General features: G+C 49.1%; 18 protein-coding genes and 1 tRNA gene. 15 read left to right on the top strand and 4 right to left on the bottom strand.

Going from position 1 to position 19,668, the window contains the following annotated elements; translation table 11 throughout:
* Positions 1–3 precede the first annotated feature (3 nt).
* Genes glpA through PG728_RS00085 form a run of 3 tightly spaced genes read left to right on the top strand, consistent with a single transcriptional unit; the run spans position 4 to position 4,134 of the window.
* Positions 4–1,650 (top strand): anaerobic glycerol-3-phosphate dehydrogenase subunit GlpA, encoded by a 1,647-nt coding sequence (glpA, locus tag PG728_RS00095; protein ID WP_270624954.1) that lies wholly within the window; start codon positions 4–6, stop codon positions 1,648–1,650.
* Positions 1,647–2,894, top strand: coding sequence for a glycerol-3-phosphate dehydrogenase subunit GlpB (glpB, locus tag PG728_RS00090; RefSeq protein ID WP_270624953.1), 1,248 nt, complete (start codon positions 1,647–1,649; stop codon positions 2,892–2,894). The genes glpA and glpB overlap by 4 nt, the downstream gene beginning before the upstream one ends.
* Complete coding sequence (locus PG728_RS00085) at positions 2,887–4,134, top strand: anaerobic glycerol-3-phosphate dehydrogenase subunit C (protein WP_270624952.1); 1,248 nt, start codon at positions 2,887–2,889, stop codon at positions 4,132–4,134. The genes glpB and PG728_RS00085 overlap by 8 nt, the downstream gene beginning before the upstream one ends.
* A gap of 67 nt (positions 4,135–4,201) precedes the next feature.
* Here PG728_RS00085 and PG728_RS00080 read toward each other — a convergent pair whose 3' ends face one another.
* Positions 4,202–4,612 (bottom strand): NUDIX domain-containing protein, encoded by a 411-nt coding sequence (locus tag PG728_RS00080; protein WP_270624950.1) that lies wholly within the window; start codon positions 4,610–4,612, stop codon positions 4,202–4,204.
* Between the two features lie 136 nt (positions 4,613–4,748).
* Between PG728_RS00080 and PG728_RS00075 the strand changes: the two genes are divergently transcribed.
* Positions 4,749–4,819, top strand: a tRNA-Gly gene (locus PG728_RS00075).
* Positions 4,820–4,948: 129 nt separating this feature from the next.
* Here the strand turns inward: PG728_RS00075 and PG728_RS00070 are convergent.
* A complete protein-coding gene (locus PG728_RS00070; protein ID WP_270624949.1) occupies positions 4,949–5,677 on the bottom strand; it encodes a virulence RhuM family protein in 729 nt (242 codons plus the stop codon).
* Positions 5,678–6,131: 454 nt separating this feature from the next.
* Between PG728_RS00070 and PG728_RS00065 the strand changes: the two genes are divergently transcribed.
* The 3 genes from PG728_RS00065 (at position 6,132) to PG728_RS00055 (ending at position 7,181) form a co-directional block, all read left to right on the top strand.
* Entirely contained in the window at positions 6,132–6,473 is a 342-nt protein-coding gene (locus PG728_RS00065; RefSeq protein WP_270624948.1) for a nucleotidyltransferase family protein, read from the top strand.
* Positions 6,474–6,655: 182 nt separating this feature from the next.
* Entirely contained in the window at positions 6,656–6,910 is a 255-nt protein-coding gene (locus PG728_RS00060; RefSeq protein WP_072510145.1) for a type II toxin-antitoxin system RelB/DinJ family antitoxin, read from the top strand.
* Positions 6,897–7,181, top strand: a complete 285-nt coding sequence (locus PG728_RS00055; protein WP_072510146.1) for a type II toxin-antitoxin system RelE/ParE family toxin — start codon at positions 6,897–6,899, stop codon at positions 7,179–7,181. The genes PG728_RS00060 and PG728_RS00055 overlap by 14 nt, the downstream gene beginning before the upstream one ends.
* A gap of 238 nt (positions 7,182–7,419) precedes the next feature.
* Here the strand turns inward: PG728_RS00055 and PG728_RS00050 are convergent, their stop codons facing one another.
* Positions 7,420–7,716, bottom strand: a complete 297-nt coding sequence (locus PG728_RS00050) for a type II toxin-antitoxin system RelB/DinJ family antitoxin (protein WP_270624944.1) — start codon at positions 7,714–7,716, stop codon at positions 7,420–7,422.
* 42 nt (positions 7,717–7,758) lie between these two features.
* On the bottom strand, positions 7,759–9,393 hold the full coding sequence (locus PG728_RS00045) for an ATP-binding cassette domain-containing protein (RefSeq protein WP_270624942.1): 1,635 nt from the start codon (positions 9,391–9,393) through the stop codon (positions 7,759–7,761).
* A 437-nt stretch (positions 9,394–9,830) separates the two neighbouring features.
* Here PG728_RS00045 and PG728_RS00040 point away from each other — a divergent pair, with 437 nt between their 5' ends.
* The 8 genes from PG728_RS00040 (at position 9,831) to PG728_RS00005 (ending at position 19,616) form a co-directional block, all read left to right on the top strand.
* Complete coding sequence (locus PG728_RS00040; RefSeq protein WP_270624940.1) at positions 9,831–10,274, top strand: hypothetical protein; 444 nt, start codon at positions 9,831–9,833, stop codon at positions 10,272–10,274.
* 84 nt (positions 10,275–10,358) lie between these two features.
* Positions 10,359–11,576, top strand: a complete 1,218-nt coding sequence (locus PG728_RS00035; RefSeq protein WP_072510151.1) for an SPFH domain-containing protein — start codon at positions 10,359–10,361, stop codon at positions 11,574–11,576.
* 99 nt (positions 11,577–11,675) lie between these two features.
* Positions 11,676–12,890, top strand: a complete 1,215-nt coding sequence (locus PG728_RS00030) for an ATP-binding protein (RefSeq protein WP_270624939.1) — start codon at positions 11,676–11,678, stop codon at positions 12,888–12,890.
* A 6-nt stretch (positions 12,891–12,896) separates the two neighbouring features.
* Positions 12,897–13,877 (top strand): TPM domain-containing protein, encoded by a 981-nt coding sequence (locus PG728_RS00025; protein WP_270624938.1) that lies wholly within the window; start codon positions 12,897–12,899, stop codon positions 13,875–13,877.
* A 210-nt stretch (positions 13,878–14,087) separates the two neighbouring features.
* The gene (locus PG728_RS00020) at positions 14,088–14,726 is read left to right on the top strand and encodes a response regulator transcription factor (RefSeq protein WP_072510154.1); all 639 of its coding nucleotides are present in this window, start codon (positions 14,088–14,090) and stop codon (positions 14,724–14,726) included.
* A 129-nt stretch (positions 14,727–14,855) separates the two neighbouring features.
* Positions 14,856–17,420 carry a hypothetical protein gene (locus PG728_RS00015; RefSeq protein WP_270624936.1) on the top strand — a complete coding sequence of 855 codons (2,565 nt, stop codon included), beginning with the start codon at positions 14,856–14,858 and terminating at the stop codon, positions 17,418–17,420.
* Entirely contained in the window at positions 17,417–18,859 is a 1,443-nt protein-coding gene (locus PG728_RS00010) for a sensor histidine kinase (RefSeq protein ID WP_072510156.1), read from the top strand. Before PG728_RS00015 ends, PG728_RS00010 begins: the two co-directional genes overlap by 4 nt.
* A 160-nt stretch (positions 18,860–19,019) precedes the next feature.
* Entirely contained in the window at positions 19,020–19,616 is a 597-nt protein-coding gene (locus PG728_RS00005) for a hypothetical protein (protein WP_072510157.1), read from the top strand.
* Positions 19,617–19,668: the final 52 nt, after the last annotated feature.

Here is a 19,668-nt window from a genome sequence, read left to right as displayed (position 1 = left end):
AGGGTGAGAAAACTAGAAGTCGATGTGGTGGTGATTGGTGGCGGAGCCACCGGGAGCGCCGTTGTACGCGACGTGGCTATGCGAGGATTCAAAGCTGCACTGGTAGACAGGGTGGATTTAGCCCAGGGCACTACCGCCAGGTTCCACGGTTTACTCCATTCCGGAGGACGCTACGTAAAGTCAGATCCCGAATCTGCTACTGAATGCGCACAAGAGAATACCGTTTTACGCACCATAGTCCCCCATTCAATTGAAGATACTGGCGGACTGTTCGTTACTACCTCGAAAGATAGCGAAGAGCACGCGGATATTTTCCTAGAATGCGCTAATAAAACCAAAGTTCCCGCCTACGAGATTTCGCCTGCCGAAGCCTTGAAACGAGAACCTCGCCTTGACCCCAAGTTAAAAAGAGCATTCGTGGTAGAAGATGGAACCATTGATGGCTGGAAAATGGTTTGGGGATTTGCCCACTCCGCTAAAGAATATGGCGCCAAAATCCTCCCCTACCACTGGGTTACCGGTATTGAAGTTACCAATGGGGCAGTCAGTGCCGTAAAATGCGAAGACCACAAGCACGGCGGCGAAGAAGTAGTAATAAACTGCAAGTTTGTTATTAACTGTGGCGGCCCCTGGGCAGGTGAAATCGCCGCTCTGGCCGGTTGCCATGATGTGAACGTGGTTCCGGGTGCCGGGATTATGATTGCTATGAATCACCGCATCTGCCAACACGTAATTAACCGTTGTATCTATCCTTCTGACGGGGACTTGATTGTTCCTGCCCATCAGGTGGCGATTATCGGCACCACCGACCAGGTAGCACCCAGCGCAGACTTCCTACAAATAAAAGACCAGGAAGTCCAGCAAATGCTAGATGCCGGGGACGCCCTCTTGCCGGGATTCCGCCATTCTCGTCCTCTGCACGTATGGGTAGGGGCTCGCCCACTGGTTAAAGACAACCGGGTGGCAGCTACGGATTCGCGCCATATGTCCCGCGGAATGTCAGTTATGGATCATGAAGAACGCGATGGAGTCAAGGGAATGCTTACCGTGGCGGGTGGCAAACTAACTACCTGTCGCTTGATGGCCGAACGCACCGTAAACATTATGTGCGACCTTATGAAGGATGAGCGTGCTTGTCGCACCGCCCAGGAAGCGGTTCCCGGGCAAGAGAACTCCCGGCAACATCGGCTGACTGACCGATTAGAGGCGCGAGAACAGCATTGGAACAAGGATCAGATTATTTGCGAATGCGAACTGGTATCCCGGCGAATGGTGGAAGAAACCATTCAGGAATTCCCGAATGCCTCTCTCGATGACCTGCGCCGGCAACTGCGCATTGGGATGGGACCGTGCCAAGGCGGATTCTGCTCCATGCGTTGCGCCGGCATCGTTAATGAGCAGGGCGCAGCCTCGGTTGAGCGGGCAACCAACATGATTTCCCTATTTATGAAGAATCGTTGGATTGGAATTAAACCGATTCTTTTCGGAGAATCTGCTCGCGAAGCCGCCCTAGATAACTGGATTATGCAGGGCATTTTCGACTTGGAGCATGCACCTGGCAAAGGCCAACTGAGCGAGGTTGCTCTCAATCCGGTCGAGCAAGAACGCGATAAACATGAACGTGAAGCCGTAAAGGAGGCACTAGCGTGAGAGACGTAGTAGTAATCGGGGCTGGTCTTTCCGGTCTTAGCGCTGCGCTTCGGCTGCTTAAGGCGGGGCGGGAAGTTGATTTAATAACCAAGGGGATTGGGGGCATCCAGCTCGGTCAAGGCACTATTGACCTGTATGGATACGGTTCAGAGCGGGTAGATAATCCTCTCGCGGCGATCGAAAAGTTACCCCAGTCCCACCCTTACGGGAAACTGGGCTCGCAGGCAGTAACCGATTCTGCTAACTGGCTGAAAGAGCAGCTAGGGGCAGATTTGCTGACCGGCAGCCCTGATAAGAACGTATTCTTGCCTACCTGTCTGGGTGCTTGGCGTCCCACCTGCCTATCCCAACCGTCAATGCTGGCGGGCGCTCCCGAGGACGGAAAGAGGTACGTAATCGTGGGACTGCGCCGCCTCAAGGATTTTTATCCCCAATTGGTAGCTGAAAATCTGGAAAAGGAAGAGATTCCCGGCGGGGGTAAGGTTTCGGCTCGCCATATCTGGATAGATATCCCGGTACGCCCGGGCGAAGCCGACACTTCCGGTTTGAACTTCGCGCGCGCCCTCGACACCGAAGATTTCCGCGCCAAATTCTGTGACCAGGTTAAACGCTATTTGAAAGACGGGGAGGTAGTTGGTTTCCCCGCGGTGTTGGGTTTGAAGAATCATAGCGCCTGGAAGGACATCTCTCGCCGCCTGGGACATGAGGTATTTGAAATCCCGATTCTTCCGCCCTCGATTCCGGGAATGCGTATCAATGAGACTCTCACCCAAATGGTACGAGACCTGGGAGTACGCTACATTATCGGCAGTGAAGTGACGGGGTTAAACGTTAGTGATGGCCGGGTTGAATCCGTGACCTTCGATTCCGCCGGTTCAGAGACCACCCTTAAAGCTAAGCACTTCATCTACGCTGGTGGCGGCTTTGAATCCGGTACGTTGCACGTGGATTCTTACTGGAACGTAACCGAGCGAGCCTTTAATTTACCGCTCGCAATCCCGAGCGGACCGCTGGTACACGAGGACTATTGGGGACCAGACCAGCCCCTGTTCGAAGTAGGGGTTGAGGTCGATTCGCAGATGCGGGTACTGGACGCCTCTGGGAATCCGCTATATCAGAACCTTTATGCCGCTGGCGGATTGCTCGCGGGAGCCACTCGTTGGCGGGAAAAGTCCGGTGACGGCATTGCTTTAGCTTCCGCTTTTAGGGCTTGTGAGACGATTTTGGAGGATACCAATGACTAAGGATTTACGTAATAAACCCGAGTTTAATCCGTTAATGCGCGCCAGTTTAGATGCTTGCGTCAAATGCACGATTTGTGAAACTCAATGCCCGGTAGCAGCGGTCACTCCCCTTTTCCCGGGACCAAAATACGTAGGGCCGCAGGCGGAACGTTTCCGCAAGGGAATGTCGGTTGACCACACCATCGATTACTGCTCCAGCTGCGGTACTTGCACCTTGGTCTGTCCGCAGGGCGTGAAGGTTGCAGAGCTCAACAACGTGGCACGCGCCGCGATGAAGCAGCAAAATGGTCGCCCGCTGCGCGACATTCTCATCTCCAACACCATGTTCATGGGCAAGGCGATGACCCCGGTGGCGCCGCTGGCGAACTGGGCACTGAAGCAAAAACCGATTCGTCAGATTGTAGAGAAAACTTTCGGGATTCACCATGAAGCGCCAATGCCGGTAGCCGACGGGTTCAGTTTTGAAAAATGGTTCAAGAAGCATACCCGCACCGCTCCTGCTCCCACCAAGGGCAAGATCGTGTTTTTCCACGGTTGTGCAGGTGAATTCTTTGAAACTACTACCTCTATTCGTTCAGTGCAGATTCTCGAGCACCTGGGATACGAGGTACTGGTACCGCCTCACGGTTGTTGCGGATTGGCGCAACAGTCTAACGGTCTTTATGACGGGGCGAAGAAGCTGATTCGCAAGCTGGCGCATGATTTGAGTGTTCCGGGAGATGACCTGACAATTATCGGGTCTTCCGGTTCCTGCGTGGGCATGGTCAAGCATGAGGCGCGCGAGATTCTGGGAGTCCAAGATGAGGAGCTCACGCAAGTTTCCCGGCGCATCTGGGATATTTCAGAGTTCCTGCTGGATCTATATGACCGCGGCGAGCTGGATTTGGATAACTTGGAGCCGATGGATCTTACGGTTACCTATCACGCGCCCTGCCAGCTCAAATCCACGGGGATTGGCACTCCCGGCAAGCAGTTACTGGATAAAATTCCGGGGCTTACCGTCCATGAATCGGGAGCTACCTGCTGCGGGATTGCCGGCACTTACGGTTTGAAGCGGGAAAAATACGATATTGCACAGGCAGTAGGTAAGACCGCTTTTGACAAGATTAAGAGCACTAACTCTGACCTGGTGGTTTCAGACACCGAGACTTGTCGCTGGCAGTTGGAGAAGGGCGGCGGCAAGCCCGCTGTCCACCCAATCTATCTGTTGTTTGAAGCCATGGGGCTAAAAGATAGCTAATGCTGGGTTAGCTGGGGCTTTTAGCTCCGCTGACTTGATATCTATTTTGAGGAGGCAGCTAGGCTGGTTATTTCAGGACACGACTTAACGCTTCGGCGATAGGTAGGTCGGGTTCTAGCCAGTCTAGCTGCGTTACTTTTTCTGCCGGGCTCCACTGTAAACTTAAGTGCGAATCCCCTGCTTGCAGGGCAGGTAGGTCGCGGGGATGATAAAGCAGCACTCGCATCTGGGCACCTTTTAGTAGCGGCCAGTTTCCTGCCGGGAGCGGACCGGGCAGGATTTGGTTCAGCTGCGAAGGCGGAATCTCCCAATCGAGTTCCTCTTTTATTTCCCTAACTAACGCTGCTACCGCTTCCTCACCCTCACGCACTTTTCCGCCTGGTAGTTCCCATTTGCCGCGTAGTTTTTCCGGGTAGGAACGCTGCGCGCAGAGTAGTTTGCTATCGCAAATGGCCGCGAGTGCTACTACGAAAGTCATTTGTCCCTCCCTGGTGTCGATAAGCTCCAGTTATTCGCTTAGCTCATCATTAACGGTTTTTTTATTCTTACTTTATTCGCTCGTTTTGAGCGGAGCGCCGCTACTGGTTATACTCTAACGGTGGCTAGATGCCAACGCGGGTGTAGTTCATCGGTAGAACGACAGCTTCCCAAGCTGTAGAGGCGAGTTCGATTCTCGTCACCCGCTCTGAGTGAGGATCGTGAATGTGAAAGCTTGCTTTCATATTTCTGATCCGAGCGAAGAAGGGTAGGCACCACAGGTGCAACTACCCGCTCGAAGTGAGGAGAGCAAGCAAAAAGAGCTTGCTCTTTTTGCTTATTCGACGAACGAGGAGGGTTGCAGGCGAGGAGGGTCGCAGGGAGCGCAGCGACCGAGCACCCGCTCAAAGTCTGGGCTAATGCCCGAATTCCGAATTGTGGGGCTAATGCCCAGCCGTGTGCCCATGCGTGGCGTAATGGAGTTTATTTTGAACCATCTAAAAAACGCAACTAACTCAGCACTACGCGGGTCATAGTCAATACTCGTGGCATATAGGTCAAGAACTTGCCGGTACATGACCTTTTCTGAAGAACGAATGTCACGAATGCGCTCCAACAGCTCACGCCAGTAGGAGCCGCCACCGAAGTTTTTCAACCGCTGATCATCAAGAGCAAAGCCCTTGATTAAATACTCTTTTAGCCGCTCGGTTGCCCACTTACGAAACTGCGTTGCCGTTTTCGATTTCACCCGGTATCCCAATGAAATAATCATGTCTAGGTTGTAGTGGGTCACCAAGTAGCGTTTGCCGTCGGCGGCAGTTGTTCGGAATTTCCGAACAACTGAATCTTCCTCCAGTTCACCCTCTTCGAAGATATGCTTTATATGCTCACTGAGATTGGATTTTGAGGACTGAAACAACTCTGCCATCTGTGCCTGAGTTAGCCATACCATTTCCCCTTCAAGATACACCTCAATATCAGCGGCGCTATCAGGATTTTGGTAAATCAGCACCTGCCCAGTATCAGCCTGGGGATTATCCTCTTCCCCGTTTGAAACCTTATCCATCACACCCCCTACATCGCGCAAAAGGATGGCTGTAAATTAACAGACCTCTTTAGGGAGTTTATGCCATTTTTTCCAAAGCCGACATACCTACCCCAACACATCTGCAACTCGTTAGATATACCCCTGTTTGATATTCTCTAGGGTCACAGGGGTGCAGCGACCGAGCACCCGCTCTGAACGGAGGTGCAAGCACAAGCACGGAACGTGCTTAAATGCTTGTCACCGGAGTGAGGAAGGGTAGGCGCCGCAGGTGCAACTACCCGCTCAAAGTGAGGAGAGCAAGCAAAAAGAGCTTGCTCTTTTTGTTTATTCGACGAACGAGGAGGGTCGTAGGGAGCACAGCGACCGAACACTCGCTCTGAGCGAGGATCGTGAATATGAAAGCTTGCTTTCGCATTTCTGATCCGAGCGAAGAAAGCTATTTAATCTTTGAGTCACGAACTAAGATAGCAGTATGACAATCACGACCAATCCGGTTACAGCGAGTGCTCCATCCCTAGAGCGGCTTCGTGCTGTCAAGGGGGACGTACGTGATGTCATTAAGCGCCATAAAGGCACTGGAAAATACTGGGTTTTTGGTTCGGTTGCCAGGGGCGAAGCAACCAGAGATTCAGATTACGACTTGTTGGTGGAGTTCCTTCCGGGTGCAAGCTACTTCAACTTGGCAGCTTTAGAAATTGAGTTAAGCAAGATGCTGCACAACCCGGTTGAGATTATGCCGAGCTCTTCTCAAGGGTACGTGGCAGAGCACGCACGTTCCCAGGCAATCGCGGTAAATCATGGCTCCAACTCCTGATCCAAAAGTTGTGGTTAAAGCGCTTGGCGAGCTCGCTGCGATGGTAAAGCAAGTCATGCACGTTAGTAACCCTCGACCGGGAACGCTCAGCAATGATGATATCTTAGCTATTAATTTCACGCAAAATTAATGCTATTGTAGGTACATAGTAGTAGCAATTGCATGGAAAGAGGGTGCTTCTGGTGGCTAACATATCCTTCCGAACTGATGACCAGACGAAAAGTCAGGCCGCGGAGCTGTTCCGCGACCTGGGGTTAGATATGAGCACTGCAATTAACATATTTCTGAGGCAGTCGATTGCCAGCAACGGTATTCCGTTCACGCCGCGCCGGGAAAATTCAGCCAACCTACTGGCTCGTGCTGAAGCCGAATCCCGCACCGGAGCTTCCTTTGATAGTGTAGCTGAGCTAATGGCAGATCTTAATGAAGCTGACTAGAGTCTTTCGCACCTCTCAGTTCAAACGCGACGCGAAGGCACTGTTCAAAAAGCATTACAATCCGTCGAAGTTGGCACGCGCAGTTGCAGCCCTATTGGCTCAGAATCGCGACGAGTTACGAACCCGGTATCGCGACCACGCGTTGCAAGGTCAGTGGAAAGGATACCGCGAAATTCACCTCGAGGGAGATTGGCTACTGATATACCGAGTTGAGAAAAGCGAGCTATTGTTGGTACTCACCCGAACCGGGTCTCACGATGACCTGTTTTAGAACCCGCTTTGCTTAGTGTTCATCTGAGTCAGTTGCAGTTCGTTTGAAGCGATAGCTAATAGCATAACAAGTAATGGCAAGCGCTAAGGTCGAAAAAATATTAGCTACACCAGTAATTACGCTGACTGCTCCGAAAAACAGTAGTACCGCGAAAATTCCACTACAACCCGCCAAGCAGCAACCAATAACCCAGTACAAATCGGGATTCTCGGACCACCGCATAACTGTTTCCCCCACTCTATTCGCCAGACCGCTTATGTTTCACATTGCACGCTGCTTCGATAACATCTCGGCCAGTTGCATAGCTTCGTCCGTCACCCTGCGAAATCATTTGCTCGGTTTCACGAATCGATTCCAAACTCTCGGCATTCGGTCGCCGATAATCAAAGGACAGCGGGATGGACTCAGTGTTCACTATTTCAGTGAAAAATGCGCGGATAACCGAAGATAAATCAAGACCGTAGTTCTCCACCACTTTTGCTGTTTCTTCTTTTAACCCGCTATCAATTCTTACAGTTAAAGTGCTAGCGCCCATCAACCCCTCCTTGACGTTTGCACATACATATTAAAATAATTGTTAGTGCCTATTCAAGAGTTTTCCCTTTCTACCTTGCCAATGGTTGATTAGCCACCGGTCATGGCTGGCTACAACTAGAGTTCCTGTCCACGCCTTCATGGCTTCTTCCAATGCTTGCATCGCCTGCAAATCCAGGTAGTTGGTGGGCTCATCAATTATTAGCAAAGAGGGCGAGGCAGCCAGCGCTAACGCAATCTGGGCTCGCCGCTGGTTTCCGGCTGAAAGTTTCGGGATAGGATTAGTCCACAGGGACGGATGGAGGACGCCTTTGCCGACCTCGCCAATACCATTTTCCCAAATGGGGCTAGTGAATCCGGGGTCGCCCTCCTGGGGAAGCTGCTGAGGAACCATTCCGACCTTCCGCTCACCGGTGATACTACCGCTATTTTGCGTGCCCTCGGGTGGCTGCCCGCGATAAATCCAAGTCAAAAGGGTAGTTTTTCCAGAACCGTTAGTACCAGTAATCAGCAGATGCTCACCATAAAACAAATCGAAACTGAGCGCCGCCAAGCGACCGGCAACTGCGGCATTACGTGCAGCTACCGCTACTCCGGTGCACGTAGCAGGTTGCTTAAACTTGAAAGTCAGCTCGTAGCTACGGGGTTTGCGTACTTCCTGGCCGCTAAGGCGTTCACCTCTTTTATCGTCATTTCGCATTCGCCGCTGCGCGGTAGCAGCGGCGCGATCTGCAAAAAACTTTTTGGCTTTACCCTCAGCGCTAGCCAGGCGCACTCCCCCGCGAGCTATCTTGCTAGCTTCCTGACGGTGTTTTCTCAATAACCGTTTTTCGGCCTGCTGAGCTATATGTAAGTCACGGTGCTTACGGCGAGCATTTGTTTTCTCGGTTAAGTATTTCGAGTAAGTACCGGCGCAGCGATAAAGACCGGTTACCTGAGTGCTACCAGTAGCTTTAGCGAGTTCATTCCATACTTCTGCGTCCATATCGTAAATAACCGTGGCAGTATCCTCGATAAATGCTCGGTCGTGACTCGACATCAAAACTGCGCCTGTCCAGTTCTTCACGGTTTCTACTAGAAAACTGATGGCATCCTCGTCTAAATGATTGGTGGGTTCATCCAAAATCAACACCTGGGGCTTCATTATTAGCGTGACCGCCAGTTGCAGGCGCCCCCGCTCCCCCGGGGAGATACTGCTTAGACTGCGCTCACCTCCTGCCCCGGTGAGCTCCCTCAATCCCAGCCTCGCTAAAACTTCAGTGACCCGCGTCTGAAGCGACCAAATATCAAAACCGCTCATTAAGGAAAGCAGCTGGTCATAGCGGCGCTCCGCCTGGACATTGCCCACACCTTTACCAAGTTCAGCCGTTGCATCTTCAAACTGGGTAGCGATATTTCGCAGAGGACGCAACGCGCAGTCCAGGTAATCTCTGGCGCTGCCCCGAAAATGTTCAATCGCCGGCACCTGGAAGAACTCACTATTTGCTCCCTCGATTTTGACCTTGCCTTGTTCTGGCAAGAGAATCTGGGAGGCAATCCGAAGTAGGGTGGTTTTCCCGCAACCATTTCGACCAATTAGAAAGGCACGCTCCCCCTCCCCTACCTGCAAACTGATGTTTTCGAGCAGCGGTTTAGAGGAGTAGGAAAAAGAAATATTTTCGAGACTGATGACAGACATAATAATCTCCAGGACGCAACGATTAGGGGCAGCGTCTCAGCTGAGCTGAGCAGAGATTACAAAGTCATCGGAAGATAGCTCCTTGCTGCAATATTGGGTAAAGAACCGGCGTGTTACCTGCTTCGATTTTACCCAACTCCTTGCCGATTAGCTATAACTTCGCGCTCAAATTGACATGAGGCGCCACGTAGCTTACCCAAACCTGAATCCCATAGGACGCCCCCGCCTGCTCTAGCACTCCCTACTCGGTTTCAAAATATCTATGAATGGGCGGTAGGGGCAGCTCACCGTTCTTAGCTCCCACCCTGCCTTAAAACCGGATTTTCACCCTTTTGGGTGTAAACAAGCTCATAGCTTCTCGCTATCTTGATAATACGGGCTTTCTTAAGTAGCTAGACCGGAGATATAAAAAGCGACCTATTTTCCAAGGAGTTATCATGACTGGCCAACCAATTCCTCCGAATATGAACGCATCTGGCGCGAACCTTAGCGCCTCTAACCCAGCAAATATGCCCCCCGTAAACGGTTACGTACCCCCAGCCCCGGCGGTCGTTGTAAAGAAGAAGATGGCGTTTATAGCTTTAGGATTGACTATTGCGGCCTCTATCTTGATAATCCTGGGCTATGTTCTAGCAGCTAAAATGGGAGCTAGCGCCATCTCCAACCTCGATTTCTCCGCAGCTCAGGCTGCCGACACCAAACGAATACTGTTCTTGGCGGTGGCTTCTATCCTCAACCTGGTGGCATTCATTCTGGGATTAATCGCCCTGATTAAATCCCGCCCCAAGACCATGCCGCTAATCGTTTTCTTGGTAGTGATATTTCTACCCTCTATCGCTATGGCGATTGGCAACGCGATTCAAAACAGCATTATCTCCTGAAACTTGCGAGTATTTTCCCTGTTAAACTCATAAAACAGGGAAAATGGAATAGCAGTTTTATTCATTTCGATAAGGAAAAATACCATGGGATTATTTCAAGCAGTTTCCGGGGCTATTGGTGGCGCGCTACAAGATCAATGGCTAGATGCTATTAGCGCTCAAGATATGGGCGAAGGCATCGTATTTGTGCGCGGGCAGCAAATACGAGGTAATAACACCGGCACTGGGGCAATCATTTCTGATGGCTCTAAAATCTTGGTTTACGACAAGCAAGCTATGCTGATTACCGACTCCGGCAAAATTGTTGATGTTTCAACTGAACCGGGGGCTTACACCTACAGTTCCAGCACTGCGCCCTCTATATTTACGGGTGATTTTAAGGGCGCATTAAAAGACACCTGGGAACGGTTTAAGTTCGGGGGCGCGCCCTCGGGGCAACAAAAAGCATTTTTTGTAAACCTTCAGGAAATCAAGGGCATTAAATTTGGCACCCCGAATGCGGTTCAATATTTCGATAATTTTTATAATGCAGAACTATTTTTGAGGGCGCATGGAACCTATTCTATCCGGATAGTTGATCCCATTAAGTTTTATATGGAAGCTATCCCTCGGGATGCTGAACGGGTACATATTGACGATATTAAGGAACAGTATCAAGCAGAATTCCTGGAAGCTTTTTCCGTAGCCCTAAATAAAATGAGTTTGGACGGGATTCGCATCTCTCAGGTGCAATCTCATATGACCGAATTATCACGCTATATGCGTAGCGTTCTTGACGAAGAATGGGCAGACCAGCGTGGTATTGAGGTGCAAGCCGTAGGTATCGCCTCTATCTCCTACGATGAGCAGTCGCGCAAGATGATTGATATGCGCAACCAGGGCGCTATGCTGCAAGACCCCTCTATCCGCGAAGGGTTTGTACAAGGCGCGGTCGGTACCGGTATTCAAAATGCTGGTTCTAATCCTGCCGGTGCTGGTATGGCAATGATGGGGGTAGGCATGGGCATGAACGCGGCCGGAGGTTTTATGCAGGCCGCCTCCGCCTCTAATCAATCCCAAATGGCTTCCCAGGAAAAGTTCAATCAGCAATCCAGCGCAGCTAATAGTTTTACCGGGGGAAATAACACTGGCAATGCTTGGGATTGCCAGTGCGGAGCCAAAAACAGTGGCAAGTTTTGTTCTAACTGCGGCCAACCCCAGCCAGCCGCCCCTACTCCCGGGGGATTCTGTTCTAACTGTGGTAACCGGTTAGGCGACCCGAAACCGAAATTCTGTCCTCAATGCGGTAATCCGGTTGCTTAACTCAGCTGGGTCTGGGGGCTTGGAAAAAGCACCCAGACCCAGCTTTAACTGCTGGCAACCAGGATTTATAGGCGTTAAAACAATGGAAGGAGATAAGTCGTGAGCGATGTGCAATTAAAATGTCCGGCTTGTGGGGCTCCCATCAATTTTGATGTGCCCAGTGGCAGAATGAAATGCAACTATTGCAGCGCCACCTTTTCTGTTCAGGAAGTAAACCAGTTTAACGGCATCAACGCCGCTAATCAGGAGCTTGAAAGTGCGCGTCAAGCCCAAAAAACCAATAATCAAAGCGAAACCGAACTTAATGCTGCGGGCGGCGGCGCAGAAAATATCGACACCTCCAGCCCGCAAACCACTTCCTCTTTACCGCCTGAGACACCAGGATGGGTTGAACCTGACCCGACCTATCTTGATGAAGCTACCGGGGAAAAAATGGCGCAGTTCGAGTGCGGTTCCTGTGGAGGTGAAATCATTGGACCAGCCGATATGGTCAGCACCAAATGTCCCTGGTGTAACAATAACTTCGTGGCTACCGGGCAGCTTACCCGCACTCGAGTTCCCGATAGGATGATTCCTTTTGGAATGACCAAGGAGCAGGCTTTGGCAGCTTTTAAGCAGCAAGCTGCCGGCTTAAAGCTGATTCCTAACGCATTCAAGCAGGTTAGCGTGAATGACATTCAGGGGGTTTATGTCCCCTATTGGCTCTATGATGCGTCCGTTGCGGGAGTGGCAACTTTTGAATGCGAACGCACCAGCAGCTGGTCAGATTCGGACTACACCTATACCGAGCATGATGTTTATAGCGTTTCTCGCAATGCCAATGTCGCCTACCAGGATGTCCCGGTTTCCGGAACCAGTAAGGTGACAGCGGAACTTACAGAAGCTATAGAGCCTTTTGATTACTCGACTTCGGTAGCATTTTCCCCCGCCTATTTGACAGGATTTGTGACCAATAAATATGACGTTGCGGCAGAGACAGCTAATCCGAGAGCATTGGAACGGATGCGAAAATCTGCCGAAGATGTTCTTCGGAACTCGGTTAGCGGTTATGACAGTATCCAGATGACCAGCTCAAATATCGAACCCAGCTTCGGAGAACTCGAATATGTATTTTTACCGCTGTGGTTGCTAAATGTCAGTTTTGCCGGTCAGAACTACAACTACGCCATGAATGGACAAACCGGCAAATTCGTGGGTACTTTCCCGGTTTCTAAAGCAAAATACTGGGGCGGTCTATTAGGGATTGCAACTGCTCTAACCGTGGCATTGGGTGCGGTTTTTATTCCTTTCCTAGCACCTTGGTTACTCAATTAGGGGCGAATGATGAAAAATATAAAAAAAGTTTTTTACACTCTATTGGCGGCATCTTTATTAGCTTTTCCCATCACCCTCAGCGTGAGCACACCCGCTTTAGCCAGTGAAGCTACTGGAGCCCACAGTGTGCTAGCAGCTCACTCTACGTGGCATTCAAGTACCCCGGCTAGCGCCGAGGGTTTCACTGACATCACCGAGTTCCCCTCCGGACAAGAGGTTCCCTATGTGGGCGGTCAAAAAGATGTTGATTCCGCCGCCCCCTTTATTCGTGATCACGCTAAAATTTTTAGCCAAGATAACTATCCTGAATGGGAAAAGCAGCTTCGCGCCCTCGCCACTAAATACGGTATTGCTCCCTATGTGGTGACGGTAAACAGTTTCCAGCACTCATCCCCCGAACAGTGGGGAGCCAACTATTACGCTGCCAATCAGCTTGGGTTAAACCAGAAAACCGCAGATGGGGTAATTATGGTAATTAACCCAACTACCCGGGATTTATGGTTTTTGGGGCATGGTAAGGGCGAGGAAGCATTTACCCCCTACGGGATAGATAAACTCTACGATCACGTTAAGAAGCCTCTTGGCGACGATGATTGGGACGAGGGTTTTCAGGTGTATCTGCGTGAAATCAGCGATTATTTACAGCAGTGGAAAGCTGGCACTCCTTACAGTAAGGATCACCCGATTCCCCACCGGATGACTTTAAAATCTACTTTGGCGGGAGCCGGGGGTGCGGCCGGGATTGGTGTCATTAGCGGATTGTCGATTATGGGTTCTCTTAAACGTAAACACCATAGCGCCCAGCTTCAGGCTGGGGCTGCCAACTATATTGTCCCTGGCTCTAATCAAATCACCGGGAGTAATGAAGTATTCGTCAGGTCTTATACCACCCAGGTAGCAATTCCGAAGAGTGACGACAGTTCTTCTTCTAGCGGTTCTTATAGTTCGGGGGGCACTTCCTATAGTTCCGGAGGAGGAAAGTTCTAAAGGCTGGCTGCGCTATTTCACTTCCACGAAGGGCGCAGCCAGTTTTATTTAGAGGAGCTACTGCCAGGCATTTTGCTTTTATCTAACTTGAGCTGTTTGCACCGATAAAATTCCTGACCTATGAAAACTAGAGGGCTAGTTTTGGTAAACTTTGCGTAAATAGGAACAGTAACTCTCTCTCCATTGATGAGGGGCTCTGGAGGAAATACCGTGAAGCGGATAACTATTGTTGAGGATCAAACTATTTTGCTGGATTCTTTGGCATCAGCCATTGATTCCGAAGCAGATTTTATGGTGGTGGATAAACTCACTAATGCCGCCGATATTCACCGCTCTTTACGTTTACATCCTGCGGATTTGGTTTTAATGGATGTGGTTACCGAGAACTCTTCCGGTTTGAAGGAATCCGCAAAGCTGAAAGCAGAACACCCTAACCTAAAAGTGGTGGTATTTACGGCCATGCCTGATGCTTCTTTCCTTAAAGAAGCTAAGGCAGCCAAAGTTGATGCTTTTACCTATAAAAATATCTCGACCTCGGATTTGCTCTCTCTTTTACGGGCGAGCGCTGAAGGTGAGAGCCATTTCCCGGATTCTTTATCTAGTCCTGGTTTTGGAGCTAACCAGTTTAATGAACGCGAAATGCAGGTATTACGTTTGGTTTGCGCCGGGTATCCCCGTAAAGAAATCGCTAAGAAAATGTTTTTAAGTGAAAATACCATAAAGTCGTATATTTCCCAGCTATTAACAAAAAGCGGTTATACTTCGGTAGCTCGACTGGCTTTGTGGGCAGTTTCCAACGGCTATGTGGCGTTCCAAGAAAATCGGTCTAATCCCCATTGTAATCAGTAAGTTTTTTCCCATGACTCCCCCCCCGTTTCTAATTCCGCTCCCAACAGATTCCCCAGTTCTCCGGCGGTAGAATCTGTTGGTAGAACCTGGAAACAAGACTGGCTAGCCCATCTGCTTTTCTCCCTGGTTTTGACCTTAGCCGCTTTAGCGCTGTTCTTGATTCCTTTCCGCACATCTGTTCACGCAAATAACGTTATCGCCGTACCCAATGATTTTGATTCCCGCCTCAATGATTATTTTGTCAGTCAAGGCTTGCGCGTCGAAGCTCATAGTGAATGGTCACTATTGAAACAGATACGAAGCGGAGCTAACTATGTGATTACCAATGAGACGGTGGCTAATGCTGCCAAAAAATCAGAACCAGATGCCTCATTTATTCCCCTCTACCCTTACTCGATAGTTCTAACAGCTAAAACTGCAAAAGTTAGTGCCATACAAAACCTACATGACCTTACCCGTAATCCGGATAAAATCTATTTGGATCAATCAGTGGGACGGCTAGACATTATGAGCGCCCTGGCCCTTACTTTTAATCCCCAGGTTCCCGGTTCCCAAACTTTTTCTGTTACCCAAGCCAAACAGCTCTTGCAGGAAATTCGCCAACAAGGACGACTTGCCACCGGGTCGTCCCTACCAGAGCTTAAAAAGGCGCTAGATAACGGATATTTTTGCTTAACCACTGATGCTCGCAGCATTCAGGCAACTTCTGATTCATCGGGGCTATACTATGGCAGTTTCCCCACCGTAACTTTTCAGGAGGGGGTGTGGCAGCGCCATTCCTTTGACCGTAACCAAAACCAGAAGTTAGCACCTCCACCTGCCGATTTATTCAGTTATGTCAATTATCCTTCACTCTCTCCATCTTTTTTACAGCAGATTAACGCCAGACCAGTCAGTAACCTAGCCGAGTTTGAACGCTTCACCTGGAATCAAAGTCTTTCAAACGACAGTTATCAAGGCTCTTGGGAATGGAAAAACACTAACGAATCCTACGAGGTAGGAGCGTTTATTTGCCTACTGTGTTTGCTGAGTTTTTGGGCGGGATGGCGCTTTTGGACAACCGTGTCCCCCTATGTACGCTGGGCAGTGCTGATTCAGGCTGCCCTGCTTAGCTTTTGGATTTTAGCGCGCATAATAAAACATTCCTTACCGGGAGTCTATGAGCGTTATGCCTGGTATTACTATTATGTTCCCATCTATGGAACTATGATGATTCTATTTTTCGTGATTTCTCATTCTACTAAGCCTCTCCCTCCCGCTTACCGCACCTTGCGCACCTTGGTGATAACGATGGGAACCGGTTTGATGCTGCTGGTGTTCACTAACGATTTCCACCATCTTCTACTGCGCTTCGGAAAAGGAGAATCCGGGGTTGATTACCAATATGGACCGGTATATTACCTCCACTACCTGGCAGTATTACTGGTCTTTGCGATAATAGTCTACGTAACTATATGGAGTTTTAAGGGCAATCGGATACGCCCCCTATTAGCTTTGGGGGCACTTTTTTCTTTCATTTTGCTTTACTCTATTGCCTACACCGTTCGTATCCCGCTGGTTAGAGCTACCGAAACGGTACAGATTTATTGCATCTATTTCCTATTAGCTTGGGAAATACTATTTTTTATTGGGGTGATTCCCCAAAATCGGGGCTATACTCGCTTCTTTAATAAAGCTAAACTTCCCATTGAAATAGTTGATCGTGATTGGAATCCGCGTTTTTCTACCGCTATCCCCCTGTCTCTTAATACTTCGATTAAAAACCGTTTGAAAACTACCAATAAACCTTTACTATTAACCGACACTTCCGGCACTTTTCCCCGCACTCTCTACTGTCAAACTCGTCCTATCAACGCCGGTCACGTGATTTGGGAAACCGATGTCACCGCGGTAAACGAGTTAGAGAAAATGCTCGCTGCCCTTCGCGAACAGGAAGCTCACCAAACAAAGCTGTTATCCAGCGAATACGAGGCGCTTTTACAAATGGAGGAATCCTCTTACGCCCCGCAACTATATGACCGACTAGACTTACTGATGGATAGCGCTTTGGACAGAGTTCAAAAGAATACCGCTCACTTAAGCTGCCATTTAGATAAGGGGGAACTAGCACAGCTTTTGCGGAGCATTAAACTAGATCTCGGTTACGCTAAACGAGCGGGAATGCTCACCCTGTCCCAATTTCAAAGCGAAGAATTAGCGGTTAATGTTTTAACCACTTTGTTAAGCCAGTCGTGCACCGATTTTTCGTATGCGAATGCTCTCGCGGGATTGAGCGGATCCACCACTGGAACTATTCGCTCCGAAGTGGCACTGCACTGTTTAGAGGGGCTACACCGGATACTAGGCTGCCTGTTGAGCCTTTCAGAAGTTGCGATATTCATTAATCTTGCAGTCAGCGACCAAGGCTGTCAGGCTCAAATGAACTGTATCTTTGATATTCCTACAGCCCAACTGCAAGTTCTACAACCTTTACTTTCCGGGTCAGGGGCGAAATCAAAACTTATTATTGAGGACGGTCAAGTTAATCTGCAGATGAGTTTTCTAGCTACCGATTCCTCCGGGGAAACTGATGGGGCTGTAACTGCCTCTAACCCGCTACCCTCGCTAGATAGTGCCCAAGAAAGCGGCTTTAATCCTGTTAATTCCCTATCTGAGGACGCAGGAGAAGACGCAAGCGGAGGTCACCGTCAGTGAGCACTCTACTATTTAGTCTTTCTTTAGGGCAGTTAGCCACCGGAACAGCGCTGATGATTATTGGCTCTCTGGCTGCTTGTCTATTAACTATGAGTCAATGGTTTATCCATCGCCGCGCGATAGCCACCGGATTTTTAGTTAGCGTCACTATTCTCTTGTCCTTTTACACCTGGGCTTTTGCTATTACCATTATCCATTCTCAGGCGGGGATTTTTATTCTTAACGACCATCATTTTGGCTGGTTTGTGCTGGTATGCCTGGGTTTAGGAGCTATAGGAGTAGGACGAACTTACCGCTACACCCTACTTCCTTTGATGATAGCTTTACTTTTCCTATTACCTCCAGTAATAAATCTGGGCGGGGTCTGGGTAGTTTTAACGGCAGGAGCTTTTTCAACCTCGTGGCTGTGCGTCCAAGTGTGGCGGGAGTGGCAGCTACTGATGCACGATTTAAGCCCGTTCAGTGTTAAAGAAGCTCTTGACCGGCTGGAACATGGAGTGTTGTTTTCTGATTCGCGTGGACATAACAAACTGGTCAATTTGCGAATGGAAAGACTGTTAAGCAGCTTAAACCTTAGCCCCCTAACTCGGTATGGGACTTTAGGGAAACAGCTGCGCCAACTGGCAACTGACAAAATAGTTATTGGAGATAGTTATTCCACGCCGGCTAAATCGGAAGCTGAAGTTTCTGAGAACACCAGTTTCCGCATAGACGATTCTCAGGGGAAAACGTGGATACTTAGACGCACACAAATCAGTGATAAGCATCGGTATTTTACTCAACTTATAGCTTTAGATGTTACGAACTATATGACTCTAAGTCAGAAGCTTTCCGATGAAATTAATGATTTGCAGGCTCGTCAAAAACGTCTTGCTAAGGAAACTGTTCGTCTAGAGAAGGCGCTTACCAGTAATCTGGTTTTACAGACTCGCTGTTCAATTCACGATGTGCTTTCTCAGCGTATCTCCTTCGTTCATCGTTTCTTAGAAGATGGTGTAGCAGACGGTGAACGTCTCTTACAGCTGCAAAGACTGCTTGCAAATTTACCCACTGATTTGACTCACAATCGCCAGCAGATACCGGCTTCGGTTTGGTTAAATTCCTTGCAAACCTTAGCCAGTGCCGTAAAACTCGATTTACAGATTGAGGGGCAGCTGCCGACTGACGAGCATAAAGCTCATTTGTTTTTACGGGTTTTGCGAGAAGCTATTACGAACGTTCTTATTCATACGACCGCAACCGAAATGCAGGTAAAGCTAGGTCAAGATACACAAAAGTATTGTCTGGAGATTTCTAATCCCGGAACAGTTTCTTCCCCGGTTAGTTACGGAACTGGTTTGAGTGGTTTGGAAGCTCGTTTGGAAGCAGCCGGTGGCTGTTTGCAGGTTCTAACCATTCCCATTTTCACCTTAAAGGCTTATCTCCCTAAACCCAGGTAGGCAGTTTCCTCCGTTACTTTTTTCGGTAGCGCGTTTGCTCTGAATTTTGTTATTCGAGAGGTATTTTCACCCTTTTGGGCGTACCAATCCGGCACAGAAAGCTGTTTCCTGGTAGCTGTGGCAATCTATTGGACCTCAATGAAATAAAGGAGTCCCCAAAATGAGGAAAATACTAACCTTGACCGGTAGCTGCCTACTAGCTTTAAGCCTGGCAGCTTGCGGAGCCAGTAATGCTGGCAGTGACAAGTCCCAAACCCCTAGTAAAAAACCTGCTATCCAAACTGGAATTATCTCGACGAGTGAGGACACCGAGAAGCCAGAGCTAAAGAAAGAAGAAAAAGCAGTCGAAGATTCAAAAGCACTTGAGGAAAAGTGGAAAAATACCGCGGAAGAGTTTGCAAAAACCGAGGGTGTGCCCACCAAACATACTTTCTATTTATCCTCGTTTGCGAGTTTTTCTAAAGAAAAAATGGAATCCTACTGGCATTCTGTTAATTACAACGATAAATGGAAGACTGGCGACAAAGTAAAAGTAACGTTCTATTGTCAAACAAAAGAACCTGTAACTACCCAGATTTTGATTTTCCCTCAGGGGGCAGACAGTAAAGGACAGCTAACCAAATTTGGTTGCGGAGTTGATAAACCCGCAAAGGGCGAGTGGGAATATACTCTCCCTCAGGACGCACCTAACCTGGTATTTTATATAGAAAAACGACCAGTAGAGGGATTCTTAATTCTGAATCAAACCAAAATCTAGATAAAGTCCGTATAATTGTGTAAAAGTAAAAAGGCCATATAACAGTCCTTTT

This window comes from Varibaculum timonense, assembly GCF_027694345.1.
In the GTDB taxonomy this organism is placed as follows: Bacteria; Actinomycetota; Actinomycetes; order Actinomycetales; family Actinomycetaceae; genus Varibaculum; species Varibaculum timonense_A.
Note: the sequence above shows the minus strand (reverse complement) of the source record. Positions and strands in the feature narration are given on the sequence as shown.